This window comes from Candidatus Ornithobacterium hominis (genome assembly GCF_951229915.1).
GTDB lineage: Bacteria > Bacteroidota > Bacteroidia > Flavobacteriales > Weeksellaceae > Ornithobacterium > Ornithobacterium hominis.
The window spans coordinates 579,037-600,648 of the sequence record NZ_OX579588.1 but is presented as its reverse complement, the minus strand read 5'-3'; the positions used below and the strand labels follow the sequence as shown (position 1 = coordinate 600,648).

The 21,612-nt window shown below is 36.0% G+C and carries 16 protein-coding genes; 7 read left to right on the top strand and 9 right to left on the bottom strand.

Translation table 11 applies throughout. From position 1 onward, the window contains the following. Positions 1-124 precede the first annotated feature (124 nt). The 6 genes from QOX03_RS02685 (at position 125) to QOX03_RS02660 (ending at position 8,295) form a co-directional block, all read left to right on the top strand. Entirely contained in the window at positions 125-994 is an 870-nt protein-coding gene (locus tag QOX03_RS02685) for a lysophospholipid acyltransferase family protein (protein WP_283671401.1), read from the top strand. After that, positions 991-1,983 carry a glycosyltransferase family 2 protein gene (locus tag QOX03_RS02680; protein WP_283671400.1) on the top strand — a complete coding sequence of 331 codons (993 nt, stop codon included), beginning with the start codon at positions 991-993 and terminating at the stop codon, positions 1,981-1,983. The genes QOX03_RS02685 and QOX03_RS02680 overlap by 4 nt, the downstream gene beginning before the upstream one ends. A 158-nt stretch (positions 1,984-2,141) precedes the next feature. Beyond that, entirely contained in the window at positions 2,142-3,731 is a 1,590-nt protein-coding gene (locus tag QOX03_RS02675; protein ID WP_283671399.1) for a GMC oxidoreductase, read from the top strand. A gap of 244 nt (positions 3,732-3,975) precedes the next feature. After that, entirely contained in the window at positions 3,976-4,743 is a 768-nt protein-coding gene (locus QOX03_RS02670; RefSeq protein ID WP_283671398.1) for a GLPGLI family protein, read from the top strand. 115 nt (positions 4,744-4,858) lie between these two features. After that, positions 4,859-5,614 (top strand): GLPGLI family protein, encoded by a 756-nt coding sequence (locus tag QOX03_RS02665; protein WP_283671397.1) that lies wholly within the window; start codon positions 4,859-4,861, stop codon positions 5,612-5,614. Between the two features lie 26 nt (positions 5,615-5,640). Further along, positions 5,641-8,295, top strand: a complete 2,655-nt coding sequence (locus QOX03_RS02660; RefSeq protein ID WP_283671396.1) for a TonB-dependent receptor — start codon at positions 5,641-5,643, stop codon at positions 8,293-8,295. Between the two features lie 60 nt (positions 8,296-8,355). Here QOX03_RS02660 and ffh read toward each other — a convergent pair whose 3' ends face one another. The 9 genes from ffh to topA all read right to left on the bottom strand — a co-directional run bounded on the left by ffh (position 8,356) and on the right by topA (position 21,171). Further along, positions 8,356-9,696, bottom strand: a complete 1,341-nt coding sequence (gene ffh, locus QOX03_RS02655; RefSeq protein WP_283671395.1) for a signal recognition particle protein — start codon at positions 9,694-9,696, stop codon at positions 8,356-8,358. Between the two features lie 54 nt (positions 9,697-9,750). After that, on the bottom strand, positions 9,751-11,631 hold the full coding sequence (locus tag QOX03_RS02650; RefSeq protein ID WP_283671394.1) for an ABC-F family ATP-binding cassette domain-containing protein: 1,881 nt from the start codon (positions 11,629-11,631) through the stop codon (positions 9,751-9,753). A 36-nt stretch (positions 11,632-11,667) separates the two neighbouring features. Continuing rightward, positions 11,668-12,705, bottom strand: a complete 1,038-nt coding sequence (locus tag QOX03_RS02645; protein ID WP_283671393.1) for an NAD(P)/FAD-dependent oxidoreductase — start codon at positions 12,703-12,705, stop codon at positions 11,668-11,670. Between the two features lie 66 nt (positions 12,706-12,771). Continuing rightward, positions 12,772-13,692 (bottom strand): type IX secretion system ring subunit PorN/GldN, encoded by a 921-nt coding sequence (gene porN / locus QOX03_RS02640; protein ID WP_283671392.1) that lies wholly within the window; start codon positions 13,690-13,692, stop codon positions 12,772-12,774. A 53-nt stretch (positions 13,693-13,745) separates the two neighbouring features. Continuing rightward, the gene (gene porM / locus QOX03_RS02635; RefSeq protein WP_283671391.1) at positions 13,746-15,275 is read right to left on the bottom strand and encodes a type IX secretion system motor protein PorM/GldM; all 1,530 of its coding nucleotides are present in this window, start codon (positions 15,273-15,275) and stop codon (positions 13,746-13,748) included. A 44-nt stretch (positions 15,276-15,319) separates the two neighbouring features. Continuing rightward, positions 15,320-16,009 carry a type IX secretion system motor protein PorL/GldL gene (gene porL, locus QOX03_RS02630; protein ID WP_283671390.1) on the bottom strand — a complete coding sequence of 230 codons (690 nt, stop codon included), beginning with the start codon at positions 16,007-16,009 and terminating at the stop codon, positions 15,320-15,322. 34 nt (positions 16,010-16,043) lie between these two features. Further along, the gene (gene porK / locus QOX03_RS02625; protein ID WP_434800611.1) at positions 16,044-17,495 is read right to left on the bottom strand and encodes a T9SS ring complex lipoprotein PorK/GldK; all 1,452 of its coding nucleotides are present in this window, start codon (positions 17,493-17,495) and stop codon (positions 16,044-16,046) included. Between the two features lie 92 nt (positions 17,496-17,587). Then, positions 17,588-18,673 carry an arginase family protein gene (locus tag QOX03_RS02620; RefSeq protein WP_283671389.1) on the bottom strand — a complete coding sequence of 362 codons (1,086 nt, stop codon included), beginning with the start codon at positions 18,671-18,673 and terminating at the stop codon, positions 17,588-17,590. Further along, positions 18,673-21,171 (bottom strand): type I DNA topoisomerase, encoded by a 2,499-nt coding sequence (gene topA, locus QOX03_RS02615; protein ID WP_283671388.1) that lies wholly within the window; start codon positions 21,169-21,171, stop codon positions 18,673-18,675. Before topA ends, QOX03_RS02620 begins: the two co-directional genes overlap by 1 nt. A 90-nt stretch (positions 21,172-21,261) precedes the next feature. Here topA and QOX03_RS02610 point away from each other — a divergent pair, with 90 nt between their 5' ends. Next, a complete protein-coding gene (locus tag QOX03_RS02610) occupies positions 21,262-21,600 on the top strand; it encodes a cation diffusion facilitator family transporter (protein ID WP_283671387.1) in 339 nt (112 codons plus the stop codon). Positions 21,601-21,612: the final 12 nt, after the last annotated feature.

Sequence of the window (21,612 nt, the reverse complement as noted above, 5' to 3'; positions counted from 1 at the left end):
TTTTTTATCTTTGATGTGTTAACTTTTCAAAAATCAAGCCAATATCATTTCTTGAACTTTAAGAAGACTTTAAACTATTTTTTGAATTTATTTTAAAAGATTTATCTTTAATTTTGGAAGATCCATGAAAAACCTTTTTCTCAAGCTTTTTTTAAATTTGTTTTCACACATCCCCCCACGCATTGCCTATTTCATTGCAGATATTCTTTATTTTTTTCAAAATCATTTGATTCATTACCGTAGAAAAGTTATTCTAAAAAACCTCCAAAATGCTTTCCCCGAAAAAAGCAATACAGAGCTTCAGCTTTTATATCAAGAATTCAATCGCCATTTGTGTGATTATATTATAGAATCTTTAATTTTCTCTCGCCTATCTTGGGATTACCTCAACAAAAGAACTCGTTTTTCTAATTTTAAAATTTTAGACAAATACTACCAAAAACAAAATATTTTATTCCTAGCTGGGCATATTTTTAATTGGGAATATGCAACGCTTTTTGCGCATCACCTGAAGATAAGAAATAAATTTGCAGTCTATAAAGCTTCTAAAAATATAGTCATTGATGAATTTATCAAAAAATCACGTTCCCGATTCGGTATCACAGCTTTAACGATGAGCCAAAGTGTCAAAAAATTCATTGAATCAGAAAATGATGGAAATTCTGCTTTTCTCATGGTTGCCGACCAAACGCCTGCACGCCCTAAAATTCGCTATGATTTGAAGTTCTTCCACCAAGATACGCCTGTTTACAACGGGTTTGACCAGTTAATTAGAAAATTTAATTACGCTGTAATTTATGTAGATATTCAAAAAATCAAGCGCGGCGAGTATCATTTTACACTCAAGGAATTAAAGCCTAAAAATGGAACTTGGCAGGCCAATGAAAGTGTTGATGCTTTTTTTAAAGCCTTAGAAAATAATATAAAAAATGACCCAGCGAATTGGCTCTGGTCTCACCGACGCTGGAAACATCAAAAAGGAAGAGATTTTTGAAAACAGCTATCGTCATACTTAATTGGAATAGCCAACAGTGGCTTAAGAAATTCTTACCCAGCGTGATAGAAAATTCACCTGATTATGATATTTATGTGATTGACAACGCCTCAACTCAAAACGATGTTAAATTCATTCAGACTAATTTCCCTGAAATTAAACTCATTGTAAACGATGAAAATTTAGGCTATGCTGGTGGCTACAACGAAGGCTTAAAAAAAATCAAGGCAGATATCTTCTGTTTGCTCAATTCTGATGTGGAAGTGACGCCTAATTGGATTACTCCGATTGAAAAATTATTTGAAGAAAATGAAAATTTAGCTGCCGTTCAGCCTAAAATTTTAGATTTCTATCAGCAAGATTTTTTCGAATATGCAGGTGCAGGCGGTGGTTTAGTAGATAATTTCGGTTACCCATTTTGTCGCGGGCGTGTTTTCTGGACTTTAGAAAAAGACCATGGGCAGTACGATGATACTCAGGCAGTATTCTGGGCAAGTGGTGCGTGTATGTTTGTAAGAGCAAAAGATTTTTTTGAATTCGGTGGCTTTGACGGAGATTTCTTTGCTCATATGGAAGAAATCGACTTGTGTTGGCGGTTTCACAATGCGGGCAAGGCTGTTTTCTACTGCGGGGAAAGCACTGTATACCACGTAGGTGGGGGCACGTTGAATAAAAATTCACCACAGAAAACTTTTTTAAACTTTCGGAACAGCTTGTGCATGCTCGTCAAAAATTTACCTAAACGGATGCTTTTGCCTGTCTTGCTAAGTCGCTTAATTTTAGATGGTATCACGGCTTTGGTTTTTTGGCGATACGAAGGGTTTTCACATCTTTCAGCTATTTTTAGAGCGCATCTGTCATTTTATTCTTTGCTTTTTAAAATGATTAAAAAGAGAAAAATAAATGTCCATACCTATGGGAGTAAATGTTTTGTCCCGTTTCAATATTTTATTCTAAAAAGAAAGAAATACCATCAGCTTCGCGATTGACTTTTCATCTTATCTCTCAATTTCTGACGTTAATTTTTTAAACATTTAGCGAGTTTATTCTTTTTTATTTTTTAACTTTAGATTTTGGTAAAGTCTATTTTTGAAGATGAAATTTAGACAGAATCTTAAAAAATTTTTAAAGCCTTAAAAAATTATTCATGAGAAGAAGACAATTCATACAAACTTCCGCTTTATTTGGCTCATCTCTTTTTGTCCCCAACTTGTTATCTTGCAAAATAGCTTCGCCGCTTCCAGCAAAAACCGTTCACCAAGGGCATTTTCCCAATATCATTATCGGCTCCGGCTATGGCGGTGCAGTAAGTGCTTTGCGATTGGCTGAGCGGGGGCAGCGTGTCTTGATTTTAGAAATGGGGCAGCGCTGGGACAGAACTCCCGAGCATGACACCTTCTGCAAAATGCTATCAGCAGACAGACGCTCTAGCTGGTTTAGCAGATGGCCTAATTCGCCCATTACAATTCCTATTCCACTCAGAAAATATGCGGGCGTTTTGGATAAATTAAAATACGAAAATATGTCTATTTTTGTGGGTAGAGCTTACGGTGGTGGTTCGATTGTAAATGGTGGAATTTCGATTCCGCCACGCCGAGAACACTTCAAAGAAATTTTCCCGTGGATTAACTCAAACAAAATGTATGATGAATTCTTCCCGCTTGCCGAAAAAGAATTAAAAGTACAGCGAATCCCAAGTGATTTCTACCAAAATACCAAATACTACGAATTTTCCCGAAGTGCCGAGAAACAAGCTCACTTAGCTGGGCTGAAAACCCAAATGTTTTCTAATACCTACGACTTCGATTATATGCAAAAAGAAGCTAAAAATGAAGTTTACCAATCTGCCTTGGGTGGCGAAGTGATTTACGGTAACAATGCTGGGAAGTTCAGCCTAGATTTAACTTATCTGAAAAAAGCAGAAGAGACGGGAAATCTGACATTAAAAACCCTGCGTAAAGTACATAAAATTACGCAAGAAATTACGCAAGACGAGAAAGGAAAATTCATACTAGAGGCGGATACCATAAACTCAGATGGCGATTTACTGCAACGCGAAATCTATAGTTGTGATAAATTATTTCTAAACGCTGGTAGCACAGGAACCTCTGAATTACTCCTGAGGGCTAAAAATGAAGGCGATTTGCCGCTGCTTAATGACGAAATCGGTATGCATTGGGGGCCAAACGGTAACATTATGACTGGGCGGAATTTCGTCAACAAAACTGGCGTGAGTCAATCTACAATTCCTGTAGCGGGCATCGATATGTGGAGTGATGAATTTGAATATAAAATTTTTGCAGAAATAGCCCCTCTCCCACTCGGCATCGAGACTTGGACTACACTCTTCCTCTCCATTTCAGACAATCGAGAGCGTGGAAACTTCTACTATGATGCGTCTAAAAAAAGCGTAAACCTTAACTGGAGAAAAGAACAAAATGAATATTCGGTAAAAGCAGCTAAATTTCTTCTAAAAAAATTAAAAGAAGAAAATGGAGGCACACGTTCGCGTTTGCTGTTCAACAATGGCTTTGGCGATGACTTTTGCTATCACCCGCTCGGCGGATGCGTACTAGGCAAGGCAACCGATGAATTTGGGCGCGTGAAAGGCTACAAAAATTTATATGTGCAAGATGGAGCTTTGATTCCTGGTAGCGCAGGGGTGAATCCGTTTGTTTTCATTACTGGCTTGGCAGAAAGAAATATGCAAACTATTGTGAAAGAAGATTTTACCTAATTTTTTTTAAGGCTTAAAAAATTTTTTAGATTTTAGAATAATTAAACTATAGACTAAAAACAAACTTCTTTAGTTGATAAAAAAGTGTTTTTTATAATTAAGGTAATAATGATGATTTCATAATAGAAAATGAATTACTGCCAATCACAAATTCTCAAAGACTTAAAAATTTATTTAAGAAAGGCTTAATCTTATTTTTTTTTCATTCAGTTTTTTATTATATTCGTTTCTAAATGATAAGAATATGAAAAAATTAATGAGTTTCCTGATTTTTAGCTTGTCTCTAAGCTTTATTATTTCGCAAGAGAAAGGGGAGAGTTTATTCATTAACTACACCCAGCAGATTGATATGGATATAGAAGAAGTTCTAAAAAATATTCCATCCCAATACCGCGCTCAAGCGGAACCAATATTACGTGAAGAGCTCAAAAATGGAATTACCAATAATTATGAATTAAAAACTAATGGTAAAGTTTCTGTTTATTCCATTGAAGAAAAATTGAACAATGCGCAAAGCACTGGAGGAATGATTGCGCAACAAATGGCTCAAGCGGATAAAGAACCACTCTATAAATATTTGAATGAAAATAAATACAAAAAACTGATCGACTTCCCAGGTATTGATAGGATTTTAATTTATGATTCGTTGCCTGATTATCAGTGGAAAATTCTACGTGAAACTGAGAAAATTGCGGGTTACGAAACAAGGAAGGCTACTGGCTTTTTAAATGATTCTGTGAGTGTTGAGGCTTGGTTTGCCCCCAAAATTCCTATAAATGATGGGCCTGCCCAAGTTGCTGGTTTGCCTGGTTTAATCTTGAAAGCTAGCTTCAAAATGAATGGAGCTGATGTGACGATAACTGCTCATCAAATCAAGGTGAGAGATGAGGATATTAAAATTAAAGAACCGAAGGCTAATCGTGTGATGAGACAGAAAGAGTTTGAAGAAGAAATGAAGCTCTGGACAGAAAAAATGAAAAAAATGCATGGTACTGGCGTAGATAAAGATTAATTTCTGAACTGGTTTCATTGATTTCATGAATTTATGATTTATTTAAAAAATAAAAATTAATTCCTCATATTTTCTTGACTTTTTTTAAGGCTTTGAAAATTTTAATAAAAAAAATATGAAAAATATATATGTCATCTTATTTTTATTGGTTTCTCATTTGAGTTTGGCTCAAGAGAAAAATTTGGTAGTTGAATACCAAGCGCAAACAACTTTTGAAAATACTGAAGAGCTCTTTCCTAGAAATTCTTCTTTCGGTCCAAATGCAGATATGGAAAAAGCTTTAAGAAATTCTATGGAAGAGATTCATAATTATAAACTACTCATAAACAAAGACTTAAGCAGCTTTGAATATCAACCTAAAATTAATAACGGGCAATCTAATTTTGGAATGAAAATTTCTCTTTCTGCTGGAGATGATTGGTTTATTGATCTTGAAAATCATACAAAATCAAGAGAAGCTCAGGCGGTAAATGGTGAGGCTTATTTGATTCAAGATTCCATTGAGAATTTGGATTGGAAAATTACCCGAGAAAAGAAAAAAGTTTATAATATTGATGCTCAAAAGGCTACTGCTTACCACGATTCTGTAGAATATATCGCTTGGTATGCGCCTTCTATTCCGCTCCCCCACGGGCCAATGGGCATTACTGGTTTGCCAGGCTTGATTTTGGATTTAAAAGTTTCTAAACCGCTGAAAAAGACGAAAATAATTAGTCACTTTTGGGTCTCAGGCTTAACTACTGAAGAAAATGTGAAAATAGTACGCCCGACAAAAGGGCAAATCATCTCCCTAAAAGAATTTATGGAATTGAATGATAAATTAATTGAAGAATTAAATGCTATGTACTCTGAAGGTGTTGACCGAGATTAATTTTTTTTAAGGCTTATTTTTTTTTAATGAAAAATATTTTTACCACTTTAGTCATTATATTATACGGCTCAACTTTTGCGCAAGAGAAGTGTACCTACCAGGGTATGCTCGTTGATTCGTTGAATTTACCTATTGCAAGAGCTTCCATCACTGCTTTTGATGAAAGGAATGAGTCCTCGGGCTATACGTTTAGTGATAATTATGGTGAATTTAAATTAGAAATGCCTTGCCCTGCTAAATATGAGTTGGAAATCGAGCATCTGAGCCACGCTTCCTTGGTAAAATCAATCGATTTAAAGAAAAATTTAAGAGAAAAAATTACGCTCAAAAAAGATGTCGTCAGTTTAGATGCCGTGGTGGCACAAGGGCGAATTCCAATTCAAGTCAAGGGAGATACGATAGAATATGATGCGGCATCTTTCGCTTCAGGAAACGAGGAAAATTTAGAACAGATTTTAAAAAAATTACCTGGATTGGTGGTAGAAAATGGGAAAATCTATTATCAAGGGAAAGAGATTAACTCCATTAAGGTAGAAGGAAGAGAAATCTTTGGCGGGAACCAAAAGTTGATTTCTAAAAATTTACCTGCCGATGCGGTGGATAAAATACAATTGAACAAGAAATTTAGGGCTAACCCGTTTGCCAATTCTTTGCAAGATGACGAGCAACCTGAGCTAAATATTGTACTGAAAGAGGATAAAAAAAATTTAAGCTTTGGGAATTTAACACTGGGTGGTGATGCGCAAAAACACTATGATGTGCAGAGTAAATTGTTTTACTTCTCTCGCAAAACCGATGCGACTTTGATTTCCGATTTCAATACTTATGGGAATGAAGTCTTTAGCACGCAAGATTATTATCAATTCTCGGGGGGCTATTCTGATTTTGCTGAAGAAGGCGGTGAGAGTTCTTTACGCAGTTCGATTGGTGATATTGGCTATAGCTCTGGCGGGAATGCAGCTCGCATGCAAAATCATTTGGGTGCTTTGCATTTGGGCTATATACCCAATCAACGGCTCACGGTGTCTGCTTTTGCTATGGCTACTGATAACGAGACAGAATATAGCTCGAGAAGTTGGCGTTACTACCCTGAATTTACGCAAAAAGACGTTAATCATAATTTGAATAAAATCTTCTCTTTCATTTCCCGAATCAAGATGGATTATTCGGCTCAAAATGGTGCTAATATTAAATATCGCGTTAATTTTAATCATCAAAATTCTGAAAGTTTGACTGATGCTTCTACTTTTTTAAATGATGAAAAAACGGCGAGTGTCTTCCGAAATTCTGCGGGCGAAAGAGATAATTATGCTATTAACCAAAAGTTATCTTACATCAAAAAAGTGGGTGACGATGATAATATTGGTTTCTACTTTTCGCACATTTACCAAAAAGTGAATCCAAATTTGAAGCTAATCAGCACAGAAGCTCCATTCCAGCAGTGGCTGAATCTTAGCAAAAAAGACAATCAATTTCAACTGAATCAAAAACGAGAATTGATGGCTAATCATTTGTATTTCTTGACGATTTATAATCATTTGATAACCAATCTTAGTAACATTAGAATTAAAGCAGGCATTAATTATTCTAAAGAAAATTTAAATAACACCATTTTTGATTACACAACTGCGATAAAAAACAAAAATACCCCAACCACCTCAAATTTTGACTTTAATGAATATTATTTAGACGCAACTTACACAAGAAAATGGGGAGGGTTGAAAGTTGATGCAGGGCTGGGTACGCACTACTTCAAGGCAAATAATGCTGTGAAGAATATGCAAAATACAGATTTAAATAAAATCATGTGGCTGCCACATCTCTCAGCAAATTATGAAATCTCGCCAAGCAATAGAATTTACTTTAATTATACTAAAGACTACTCTGTACCAAACATTAGCGATTGGTCTCCAGCCTATGAAATTACCAGCTATTACAATCTATACACTGGGAATCCAGAGTTGAATTTGAGTCAACAAAATAGAGTCAGCTTGGGCTATTTTTACAGTAATTATTTTAAATTCATCAATTTCGGAGTTAACACCTCCTATTCTTGGAGTCATGATAACATCAGAAATGGTGGATATTATAACCCAACAGCTCAATTTACAAGTTACTATAATGTACCTGATGTAGAAAAACAGATGGCTGCAAATATTCACTTCTCTAAGCGTTTCTCCAAAAATTACAACCTGCGCTTGAATGCTAATCTTAGCAACAGTGATTTCTATAGCTTTAATAATGGTAACTTCATCAAAGCTAGTTCATTCTCTCACGGGTACAATTTAAGAAACAGCATCAAATCCAATGAAAAAATTGAGTTTGACTTTGGAACTCGCTTAAATTTCAATGATTTTAAAAATGAAATTCGTCAGAATAAATTTACTAGTTTATCGCCTTATATAGAAAGCGCTTTTGTCCCGTCAAAAAATTGGCTGATAGAAGTTGACTATAGTTTCCCCAATACGTGGACTGATGGGAAGAAAATCAATAGCAATCACAACCTCAAAGCTTCGTTGCGGATCAAACCAGCGAGAAAGACTTACGTAAAACTCATTGCAGGTAACATTTTCGGGAATAACCTTATCGTCAATAACGGCACAAATGATTTCTACACCTATCTAAACGAGACCGAAATCTTGGGTCGATATTTTATTGCTCAAGTTCGCTATAAATTTTAAAATAAAGTCTGCTCAAATATTTCAAGCAGACTCTTAGATTTTTTTAAGGCTTAAAAAAAATTAATTCATTCCAGGTAATTTACTTCCCATCATTTTCATCATATTCTTCCCTTGGCTTGACTGCATAAACTTCATCATTTGCCCCATCTGAGAGAATTGTTTTAGCAACTGATTTACCTCTTGCACGCTCGTGCCAGACCCTTTTGCGATTCTTCTCTTTCTGCTAGCATTTATTATTTTAGGTTCTTCCCTTTCTGCTGGCGTCATGGAGTGAATAATTGCCTCAATTTGCTTAAACGCATCGTCATCAATTTCTACACCTTTTAAAGCTTTACCTGCCCCAGGAATCATTGATAATAAATCTTTCATGTTCCCCATGCGTTTGATTTGATTGATTTGTTTTAAGAAATCATTGAAATCAAATTTATTTTTAGCAATTTTCTTCTGAAGTCTTCTAGCCTCCTCTTCATCGAACTGCTCTTGCGCACGTTCCACCAAAGAAACGACATCTCCCATGCCCAAAATCCTGTCAGCCATTCGGCTCGGATGGAAAACGTCTATTTTATCTAATTTCTCACCCGTAGAGATGAATTTAATGGGTTTATCTACCACCGTTCTTATTGTCAAAGCCGCACCACCTCTAGTGTCACCATCTAACTTAGTCAATACGACACCGCTATAATTTAACACATCATTAAAAGCTTTAGCTGTATTCACAGCATCTTGTCCTGTCATGGAATCAACCACAAATAGCGTTTCTGTCGGGTTAATGGCTTGATGAACATCACGAATCTCAGCCATCATCTTTTCATCAACAGCCAAACGCCCCGCTGTGTCGACAATAATTACATTTTTATTATCTTCTTTTGCCTTTTGAATCGCATTTCTTGCAATTTCTACTGGGTTTTGATTTCCTTCCTCGGTGTAAACTTGCACATCAATTTGGCTACCAACTACCTTTAGCTGATCAATCGCCGCAGGACGGTAAACATCACCCGCCACCAAGAGTACATTTTTATGTTTCTTTTTCTTAAGATAATTTGCTAGTTTACCCGAAAAAGTAGTCTTCCCCGAACCCTGCAAACCTGCAATTAAAATAATGGTAGGATTGTCCTGAACATTAAGCTCCTTGGTTTCGCCCCCCATCAGTTCTGCCATCTCATCATGAACTATTTTGGTCATCAGCTCACCTGGCTTTAAGCTCGTTAATACATTTTGCCCCAGTGCTTTTTCTTTTACCGTTGATGTGAAATCTTTAGCCACTTTGTAACTTACATCGGCATCTACCAGCGCACGCCGAATCTCTTTAATGGTTTCTGCGACATTGATTTCAGAAATCTGCCCGTGTCCTTTTAGCGTATGTAAAGCGTTATCTAATTTATCTTGAAGACTTTGAAACATGAATGATTTGTTTTATTTGGATTAGCAAAAATAAGGAATTTCAATAACTTTTAATCAAAGCTGAAGCGAAAGTTGCTCCCAGTCTTTCATTGCTTGATTTAATTTTTCTTTTAATTCCTCGTAATTTTTTAATTCTTCTTTGGTTGGATTCTTTTCTGCAAAAGCTTTTTCTTGAGTCGAAGCTTCTTCTTCTAGTGTAAAGATTATTTTTTCTAATTTTGAAATTTCTTTGTTAATTACCTGATTTTCTGACTCTTTTTTGTCTTCAAAATTTTTAAAGCCTTTAGAAATTTCTTTTTTTTCTACTTTTTCAATTTCACGCATATTCTGCGCTTTTCGGTATTCTAGATATTCATCAATATTACCAAGAAATTCTTTCACCTTACCATCTTTGAACTCAACTATTTTCTCTGCCAAACCTTGTAAAAACTCTCGGTCATGAGAGACTAAAATCAAAGTTCCTTCGTAATTATTCAAGGCATTTTTCAGGATTTCTTTGGACTGAATGTCCAAATGGTTGGTTGGTTCATCCATGATTAAAACATTGGACGGGTGCAGTAGTAATTTTGCCAAAGCTAAACGGTTTCGCTCTCCTCCCGACAAGACTTTCACTTTCTTTTCCACATTTTCTCCACTGAATAGAAAAGCGCCGAGTATATCTCTCACTTTCAGCCTTGTAGATTCCGTAGCGGCATGTTCTGCTTCCTCTAAAACCGTATGATGATCTTGCAAAACATGATGCTGATTCTGAGCAAAATAACCCACTTCCACATTATGCCCGTGCTGAATTTCCCCAGCAAAATCAACTTCATTTACCATGCAGCGAGCCAGCGTAGTTTTTCCCTGCCCGTTTTGTCCTACAAAAGCTACTTTTTCACCTCTCACAATTTCTAAATTCACATCGCTAAAAATTTTTTTATCACCATAAGATTTAGCTACATTTTCCATTTGAAAAATCACTTTCCCTGCACGTTGAGAAGGCTCGAATTGAATATTCATTTTATGCACATCAACATCTTCGATTTCAATTACATCTAGACGTTCCAGTTTCTTCTGTAGTGATTTTGCTGTACTGGCTTTTGAGGCTTTTGCTCGGAATTTATTGATAAGTTGCTCGGTATGTTTAATGTATTGTTCTTGATTTTTTTGCTCAGCTTTTAGTTGTATTAGTCTTTCATCTCTCAATGTTACAAATTTTGAGTAATTAGCTTTGTAATCATGTACTTTTTTATTAGAAATGTCTAAAGTTCGATTGGTAACATTGTCTAGAAACAATTTATCGTGCGAAACCATGATCACCGCACCTTCATAGTTTTTTAAAAAATCTTCTAACCACATAATTGAGTCAATATCTAAATGGTTGGTTGGCTCATCTAGCAAGAGGATGTCGTGTTTTTTCAGAAGCAATTTTGCTAATTCCACACGCATTCGCCATCCGCCAGAAAATTCCGAAGTCAAGCGATGAAAATCTTTAGCTTTGAACCCTAAACCTTTTAAAATTTTTTCAATGTCGGCGTCTTTATTGTACCCACCAAGCATCGTATAACGTTCAGTGAGATGAGAAATTTCATGAATCAGGTCGTGGTACACATCACTCTCATAGTCTGTGCGCGTAGAAAGTTGATGATTAACTTCATCCATTTTAATTTTTAAGGCATTTAATTTTTCATAGGCTGATTCCGCCTCTTGCCAGACGGTGTTCCCTTCTACAAAATCAATATCTTGAGAAAGGTAGCCAACGCTTACATCTCCTTCATAATTCACTTCTCCCTCTGTGCTGGGCTGTTGCTTAGCCAAAATCTTGAGCAAAGTGGATTTTCCTGCTCCATTTTTTCCCGATAAGCCTGTGCGGTCTCCTTTATTAATTCTAAAAGTTGCATCGCTGAATAAATAATTCCCAGCAAAGTGAACGCCTAATTTTTGTGCATATAACATAATACAAAAATAATTATTTGAAAATATTCTTCAACTTTATATAAATCGTTGATAGTTTATTTCTTCTGGAATTTTTTCTCCTTTGAGGATAAAGTTTATCAATCGGCGAGCACTGTATGGCGCATTGAAGGTTCCTCTCGTCCCCATTCCGTTCAGTATATAAATGCCATTGAGCTCATGGTGTTTACCGACAATAGGTCTTCTGTCTTGCACCGTGGGGCGAATAGCCGCATAATGTGCTATAATTTCATAATCTTTTTTGAAGAAACTTTTCAGCTGATTTTCTAATTTCAATTTCCCTTCTTCTGTTGGTTCATCGTCATCAAATTCTCTGGCATAAGTAGCACCAACGTAGTATTCTTGGTTTCCTATTGGCATAAGAAAGCATTTTGACTTCACAATAGCATTAGGCAAATCAGCCGTTGTTTTTATTTTTAAAACTTCACCTTTATTTTCTTTGATGGGAACAGATTGAAAATAAGGGTTTCTCTTAACATTGATTCCTTCACAAAAAACACAGTGCTGAAAATTGAAGTTCTTATATTTTTTAATTTCTGGTTGAAATTGGTCAAAATCAAAATTTTCAATTTTCACAAAATTTTTAAAGGCTTTAAAAAATTCTTGGATGATTAATTTAAAATCAACATAACCAGTGCTTAAAACTTCACCAAAACCTAGCGGAGCGTCAATAGAAGGGTAATGATTGGGGTGAAATTCTGTAGATAAGAATTTCTGAAGTGTAGGATTATTTTCACTCTTTTTATGCCAAGTTTTTTGTTCATCTTCTGAGCTGAAGATTCTATATACTGGCATGGAATGAATGATTTTTTTCTCTAAAAATTTTTCAAGGCTTAAAAAATCTTCTTTTAATTCCTGCATTTGTTGTTCTGCTTCCCAAATGGGATTAAATTTACTAAGTACCACAGGGTTGATGACTCCAGCCGCCACATGGGTAGCAGATTTTTTATCGTCTGCTACCAAAATAAAACTTTTGTTGTTTTGGTGACACTGGTAAGCCATTAGAATCCCACTGATTCCACCGCCTACGATTAAAAAATCAATCTCATTTTCCATAAAATTTCCTATAAAAAAATCCTGATAGTGAATATCAGGATTTTTGAATGATTTATCAAATAAATTTTAATAATTCCACATATCATTTTCTTTTTGTAGAATATCGTTTTTGATTCTCCAGCTCTCTTCAAGCTGAGCTACGGCATCTTCTGGCAAATATTCTTCAATGGAACGATTATTCATCGCATCACTAGTTTTGTAAATGATAGAGTTGAAACGACGAGCATTTAACATATCGTCATAAGTGATTTTTGAGCTTGCGTTTTTTGGGTCAAATACGGTATATTGATGAAGCACTTTACGCGCGTCAGGATACCAAATCCAAAATAAATTTACAAAATCATCTGCCCCTTCAAAGCTGCGACCTATCGACTGAGCGTCGGGTCCTAAGACTGACAAGCCTAGTAAGCGGTATCGCATCTCACCTATTCTTCTGTCTACATACCACATTCCTTTGACCATAATCATTTTAATTTTATCTGAGCTTATATCGAATCGATTTATCCCATCATCAACAGCGTTTGACATATCAACTCCGCGTTCTTTCTGCTCGTAGTAATAATCTGTGGTGTCAGTTCTAGAGAGTGCATTTACAGCCTGATCTTTTGTGATTTTATATTCAAAATATTCATCATCGTATACTTCTGTAATTTTCCCGTCTTCGATTCCTTTCTTCAAAGCATCAAAAAGTGAAAGTGTTTTGTACGCAATGCCATTGGTCGAATTGTAGTAAGGTTGGTTAATTTTTTCGTTCAAATCAATCACTTCCCATACAACTTTTGACCACAGAATATCATCTTCGTTGATGTAACCATATGGTAATGGTTCGCTCTCATCTTTAATGGTATCTCCCTTAGCATTTAATTTAAGATTTTCTTCTCTCATTCGTCGCAAATCTGCTGGAGATTTTGCGTTCAAAACAGACTGAGCCTCAAGCCCAACAAAAGAAAATAATAATAAGATTAAACCTAAATTTTTCAACTTCATTTTAGTTTTATATTAAATATGACAATTAAGTTCATTAATTATCCAAAATTATTTTACTGAACATCTATAGCTACTCCAGAAATATTTGGAACTCTGCCATCCAATCCTGAAGCTGTAGCTTCTATATCAAAAATATTAACTGCGTCACCAGGCTTTACTTGGTCTAGTACTCTTCCTGCTGCGCTCAATCGATTTCCGTTAACTTGTACCGTTTTCTGGCCAGAGACTTTAATCTTAAAGCTAGTTACTGTAAAGCTTACATCAAATTCAAAGTTAGGAATTTCTGCTTCTACGACTAATTTAGATAGCGAACTCGGAGGAACAATCAATGAGTTTTTACCTCTAATCTGCCCTTGTGGTGGAGGAACAGGCTTGATTCTAAATTCTTTGGTCTCAGTTATTGTTTTCCCTGAAGAAGTTTTGGCAGAGGCTGTGAATGTAACGCTATTCCCACCCGAAGGTTTGAAATTATATTTACCATTTGAACCTGATAAGCCTGCAACTGAAGCCGTCATATTAATTGGTCCGTCTGCACCATTGATAGTCGCTGTCAGAGGATTATTGATGCCTCGATAAACTACATTCATTCTATCTGCAGAGATAGAGCCTCCGCTTGGCGCTTTTGCCAAAGTTTCGCTTACAACGGTATAAGTTCTTTCAAAAGGCATAGTCTCAGTAGATCCGTCTGGTTTTCTATATGACATTGTACCAGAAATGGTCTTTGTTCCATCTGCTGAAGTGTTTAGCGGGAATGTGGCTCTACCATCAGTCAAAGCTACGGTTTGCCCTCCCATTTTCACTTCACCTTGCAATGTATTGTCATAAGCTCCGAAAGCTATATTTGCTTGAACATTATCTCCCTTTCTTACTACTGGAGGAATGTCTACGATCGGTTGAAAAGCTTTTAATTTAATTTCATCTTGTAATTTATTCGCTAACAATGTACGAACCAAGTTTCCTTCTTCTGTTCTTACATCAGCTTGTATTTTAGTTAAATTAGTTAAAGCTGCAACCATCGGCTGATTGTAAAAGGTTTTATGCAGCCAACTCAGGTTTTTAGAGTCCTCTGTTCCAAATAATTTATTTACGCGAGCTTTATCATTTTCTGATGAATATTGGTCTAGTAAAAATTTCTTGAATTCATCAATTTTATTGACTAAAATATTGCCTTTCTCTGACTGATTATCTCCATTGAAAAATAAATTCGTTACAACATCTGTATTTTGTAATGAATTATAATTAGTCTCTTCTCCTTCTTTTGGCACGGAGTAGTTTGCATTTGAAACTAATTCGTTTTTGATTGCTTCAATACTTTGGAAAACTTCGTTTGAACTTGCTCTGACTTGTTCTGCTCTATCTTGTATTGCTTTGTAATCGGCGTCTTCACTAGCTTTATTTTTAATCTGATCATAAAATGTTGAATTATTTTGATTTGTCAACTGCGAAGCATCCGTAAGTGATGTATTAATGCCCTCAAAGCTTCTCAACACTTCTCTATCGATTTGCATTGCCATCATAGCAATAAAAACCAGATACATCAGGTTGATCATCTTTTGGCGTGGTGGTAGTTTTCCCTTTGCCATTTTCTATACTTTTAAAGTATTAAAATTTATATTGTTCATAAAATTTAAGCTTGTGGTTGCCTCATTGCCGATAGCATTCCACCATAGACTTGATTCAAACTTTGAACGTTTGAGGTTAATTTATTCATTTCTGTCAAGAATTTCTCTGACCCAGTAGCAGATTTTTCCATTTCATCTATGAATTTTTTATTTAATTCCACTTGTCTTTTCCCACTTTCTAGCTGAGATTGATACAAAGAATTCAATGATTCCATATGATTAGCAGCTAAAGCCAATTGATCACCGTATTTTTGAGTATTTTTAGAGGCATCTATCGTTCTATTGATATCATCTACTGAGCTACTAAAGTTCTGAATTCCTTCTCTCAATCGGTTCATTAAAGAGGCATCTAATTTGGCTTCGGTCAACATTTTATCTAATTTCTCAGACAAAGATATCTGCGTATTATAATCTTCTTGAACAGTTGCATTGCCTTTCCTAGCAACTGAGGCTTTTCCGTCTAATAATTCTGGGTACGCTTTTTCCCAAGCGTAATCTCCTGCTGGTGGATCAAAAGCAAAAATCACAAAAATAATTGCCTCTACACCAAGTCCTACTAACAAAACAGTAGATCCATCTAATGGGCCTATGGAATAATGGTTAATCTTGAATAATGCTCCTAAAATTACTATTGCTGCTCCTAAGGAATAGACCATATTCAGGATGTAATCTTTTTTTGTTGGTTTTAAAGCCATAATTATAATTTTTCTATTAGTATAAAATTGAATTTTATTGTCTTGTTCTATTATAGCGTACATCCGATCCCTCTGGGATGGATTGTACGGTTCTAAATCCGATATAACTTCTTGCAGAGTCTTTATGCTCGTTATCTCTATTTCCTACCATAAGCATATAGCCTACATCTTTCCAAGAGCCTCCTTTCACGGTTTTTCTATCTGTATCTTTTCCAGTGCCCAAATAAGGGTTTAGCGTCCCTGTATATTCTCCAGATGAAGTTCCGTAAGGAGATTGAGTCCATTCGGCTACATTTCCTGCCATATCGTATAGCCCATAGCCATTAGGATGAAATGTTTTCACTGGTGCTGTATAAATAAAGCCAGATTTTTTTGACTTAGCACAGCAATCTTCTACATAATCTCCTCTTTTCGGCTTGAAATTAGCTAGGTAGCAACCTCTACTATCCGTCAAATAAGGACCTCCCCAAGGGTAAGGAGCATTTTGTATACCTCCTCGAGCTGCATATTCCCATTCTACCTCTGTAGGCAAGCGATATTGAATTACGTTTTCTGTATTATTTTTTCTTCGTGATCTTTTATAATCTTGATGTTTTTTAGTTCTAAAAACACAAAAAGCTTTTGCCTGACTCCAAGTTACACCAACTACAGGATAATCGGCATAAGCTTCATTCCAAAAGTAATCTTCATGCAATGGGTCGTTGTATGCATAGTTAAAATCTCTTACCCAAACTGTTGTGTCAGGATAAACATTTACCGTGTCAGTAACTACAAAGTCTTGGCGTTTGCTATTCGCAGTTCTCGCAGCTTTATTTTTATCAACTTCAGTAAACACAAAATTCAATTTACGAACATCTAATATTCTTTCCCCATTAAATCGGTCTTTTGGTGGATAATACAAAGCCTCCATCACTTCTACATAATCACGATCAGGGTACTCATATTTATCCCAAATAATAGGAATATCCCAATTCAATTGCCTTTCAGATTCATACCCGCTACGTCCATCAGCCATTTCATTCACATATTGTAGGTAAGCTGATTGCTCACCAGTTGCATTATCTTTCGCTTTAAATGCGAAATCACTTATCCCCCCTTGCCCACTGGCGGTATTTGCAGTACCATCGTAGCCCAATTCATAAGCACGCTCTGCTAATCTTTGGCGAACAATACTATCTCTTACATATGAAACAAATTCTTGGTATTCCGAATTTCGGATTTCTGTATCATCCATAAAGAATCCCGAAACTGAAACTGTTTTGGGTGAAGCGTTTTTTTGCTGAGCAAAGTCATAATCTGTTTGCCCCATTACAAAAGAGCCTCCTGGTATTGCCACCATTCCCACTGGTCTTTCTGGTGAGAAGTTTTTCGATTTCTTACTTGGTATAATCATACCTCTGTCATTCGATCTGCTACCCTTTCCATTAAATAAATTACATGAAAAAAGCATGGTACTCAAAAGTATACATGCAACAGTTCTTACCATTATATTCTTCTTTTTTAAAGTTTGTAAAACTATTATTTTTTATTTAATGACCAAAAATTAAATTTGATCTAATTTTTATTTTTTTTTAAGGCTTAAAAAAATCTTTTAAAAAAATAACTCCATTTCTCTGGAATTTCACCCTTTAGGCAATCTCTATAATCTTGCTCCTCGCATGGAATTCGCTGAGTTGTTCCATCTACCTGAACTTCCATCCACCAACGCTCTGACTGGTTTGATTTTAGAAACACCAACTCTTCATCTTCCCATTGCACTCGGTAGCGGTGCACCTCACCATCTTTTTTCATATTATTTTTCGCATCAATAAAATACCAAACCATCTCTGCTAATAGCTCCGCATTGCTTGGCTTTATATTATCATCTGCCAAGCTGAGGTGCAGTGCATCCAAATCCATAGACAAGCCTGCATATCTCATCATTCCACAAATTTCTCTAGCATTCAATCCATTTACTGTGTTTTGAGTAGAATTAAAGCAAGCTGAGCTCATGGCTCCCATATCTACGCTCAATAGGTGGGAGTCCCGTAAATAAGGCTCTACTTTTTTCAGATTCTCAATCAATTTCCCCAAACCTATGTTTTGAAAATTCAGCTGCTCCAAGATGTCATGATTTTCAATTTGATTGTACGGGATTTGGCTCCCAAAATTATAATAATTTAATAGCCTATGCTCTGGCTTTAAAATCATGTGAGAAACCCAATTCTTTGCATTTACTTCCTCTCTTGGATTCTCTAAGTCTAGCTTTTTATCTACCGAGCAAACTGATTTAAATTTTTTTTCTAAGCCTTTAAAAATATGAAAAGACAAAGCTTGAGTTCCGCCAACGAGAATCAAAATTCCTTTATTTTTTTGAATGCTTGATACGATTTCATCAAAGGCATATAAAAATTGACTGGTATCTTCTCCTTCTATCAGCACACCTAGATCCCAAATTGGTCTTTTCCAATTATTGGGATATAATTTTTTAAAAGAACGCCACCATTCTACTAAGATTGATTTTGAGAATTCATATTCTGTACCAAAATGATTCTGGACGCCAAGAATATAAATGCTCCCGTGTTGAATCTCTGATGGATTGAAGTTCACAAATCCCCTGCCGATACTTGATTCCTCGTAAATAAAATCATCTGCGTTGGGTTCCAAAAATTCAAAAATATTCATTATTTTTTTGTCTTTTTAGTTTTTTTATTTGCCGATTTTTTCGTGGTTTTTATGGCTAATATTTTTTGCGCCTCTTCTAAGGTCATATTCAAAACGTCTACATCTTTAGCCACCTCGACTTTGGTTTTCCCTTGGATGATGTTGTGTCTTTTCCACCGTGCCTTCTCTATTCTAATTCCCTCTTTTTCAAATACTTTGACTATTTTTTCGTTTTCCTTTTTCTTTTTAGCCTCTATGAGTTCTTTTATATCTTTTGAGGAAAGATTATCAAAATCATACTTTTTGCTTACATTGATGAACCAATTATTCCATTTAATGAACGGGCCAAATCGCCCTGTGCCTTTCGTCACTTCTTTCCCTTCGTATTCTGCTATCGGTGCTTCTTCTTTCAGTTTTGCATCAATCACTTCTTGGGCTTGTGCCAAATTAACTTCATTGGGGTCTAGGTCTTTTGGTAGAGAGATATACTTTTCACCAAACTTTACATAGGGTCCATAACGCCCTACGTTCACCGAAACTGGTTCTTTTTTATACTCTCCTAAATCTTTAGGAAGCTCAAAAAGTTTCAAAGCTTCTTCTAGTGTAATGGTAGAAATATTTTGATTAGGATTTAGCCCAGAAAATTTTGGCTTCTCTTCCTCTTCAGTTTCTCCAATCTGAACCATCGCTCCGTATCGTCCAATTCTAGCATAAACATTTTTGCCCGTCTCAGGGTCTTTGCCTAAAAGTCTTTCTCCCGTTGCACGGTCAGCGTTTTCTTCTACATCCGTTACATTTTTGTGGAAACTACCATAAAACTCATCCAAAATCTTAAACCAATCTTCTTTTCCAGCAGCAATTTCATCAAAATCTTCTTCTACTTTTGCCGTAAACTGGTAATCCATGATGTTTTTGAAATAATTTACCAAAAAGTCATTAACTACAATGCCTACATCGGTAGGTTTCAGCTTTCGTTTATCAGCTCCAAAGATCTCATTTTCAGTAAATTCTTTTATTTTTTGTTTCTCTAGGCGAATTGCTTTTAGCTTTCGCTTCTCTCCTTCTAAATTCACAATTTCAACATACTTTCTCTTCTGTATCGTGCTAATTGTTGGTGCGTAGGTAGAAGGGCGACCAATGCCCAATTCTTCTAATTTCTTTACCAAACTAGCTTCTGAGTAACGAGCTGGGTGTCGGGTAAATTTTTCTAAACCAAAAATTGAATTCGGTATCAGTACATCACCCTTTTCCATCGGTGGCAAAATCGTCATCCCCTTCGGTTGCACCATCTCATCATCATCAGTGCTTTCTTGGTAAACCCTTAAAAATCCATCAAACAACACCACCTCTCCTTTCCCGCGGAAGACGTGCTTTTTCTGATTAGACATATCCACATCTATCGTCGTTTTTTCCAGCTTTGCCTCTGCCATTTGGCTAGCGATGGTTCGTTTCCAAATCAAATCGTACAATCGCTGTTGAGAAGCATCTGCTCCGCCCTGTTCCATTCGCAGGTTTGTAGGGCGAATCGCTTCGTGTGCTTCTTGCGCACCTTTTGTTTTAGAGGTATATTTTCGGACTTGCTTATATTCTTTCCCAAAATTTTCTTCAATGTAATGCGATGCCGCAGAAATTGCTTCGCTTGATAAATTTACGCTGTCGGTACGCATATAAGTAATTAAACCGCTCTCATACAACTGCTGAGCCACGCGCATCGTTCTAGCTACTGAGAAGCCTAACTTTCGTGAAGCTTCTTGCTGCAAAGTTGACGTTGTGAACGGAGCCGATGGATTTCTTTTACCTAGTTTTTTATCAATTTCCCCGACAGAAAACTCAGCAGATTGGCATTTTTCTATAAATTTTCTAAGGCTTGAAAAATCTTCAAAATCATGATTTAAATGTGCACTAAATATTTCCCCCGATTTCAGTTGGAAATCTCCTGTAACTTTAAAGCTATTTTCTGGTGTGAAGTCCAAAATCTCTTTTTCGCGCTCCACAATCAAGCGAACGGCCACCGATTGCACCCGCCCAGCCGAGAGCCCTGGCTTTACTTTTTTCCATAAGACAGGCGACATTTCAAACCCAACTAAGCGGTCTAGAATTCGCCGTGCTTGCTGGGCATTGACTAAGTTTTCATCTATTTCTCTCGGGTTTTCAATCGCATTGAGAATGGCTTTTTTGGTAATTTCATTAAACACAATTCGTTTCGTTTCATTTGCCTTTAAACCCAATTGCTGATACAAATGCCAAGCAATCGCTTCTCCCTCACGGTCTTCATCAGATGCTAGCCAAACCACACTGGCTTCTTTGCTCAATCTTCTGAGCTTAGCGACAACTTCTTTCTTATCAGGCGAAATTTCGTAAATAGGTTCAAAATTATTAGAAATATCAATTCCCATGTTTTTCTTGGGCAAATCTGCTATATGCCCAAAACTGGACTCTACACGAAAGTCTTCTCCTAAGTACTTTTGAATAGTTTTTGCTTTAGCTGGGGACTCTACAATGACTAAATTCTTTGGCATGCGAAAATGATTTTTTATTAGGCTTTTAAAAATTGGTGCAAAATTATAAATTCTAAATTTAATGGAAAATTCATTTACTCTTGTAGTGTTATGCAAAGCTCAAAAATCAAAAAAGTCAAAAAAAACCTTTTTGTTGGCTTAGCCATCAACTTATTTTTGGTTTTAGCCAAAGGCATTACAGGAATTATCGGAAATTCTTTTGCTCTGATTGCCGATGCAATTGAGTCTTTAGCTGATATTTTTGCATCTATTCTCAGCATTTTTGGCTTCAGCTATGCCAGTCGCCCGCCTGATGAAGACCACCCGTATGGTCACGGAAAAGCAGAACCTTTGATTACCTTTATTATCGTTTTATTTATTATTCTATCTGCAGTTTTTATTATTTTTAAAAGCTTTAAAAATTTTTATGAACCACAGAAAACACCTTAGCATTTACAATGT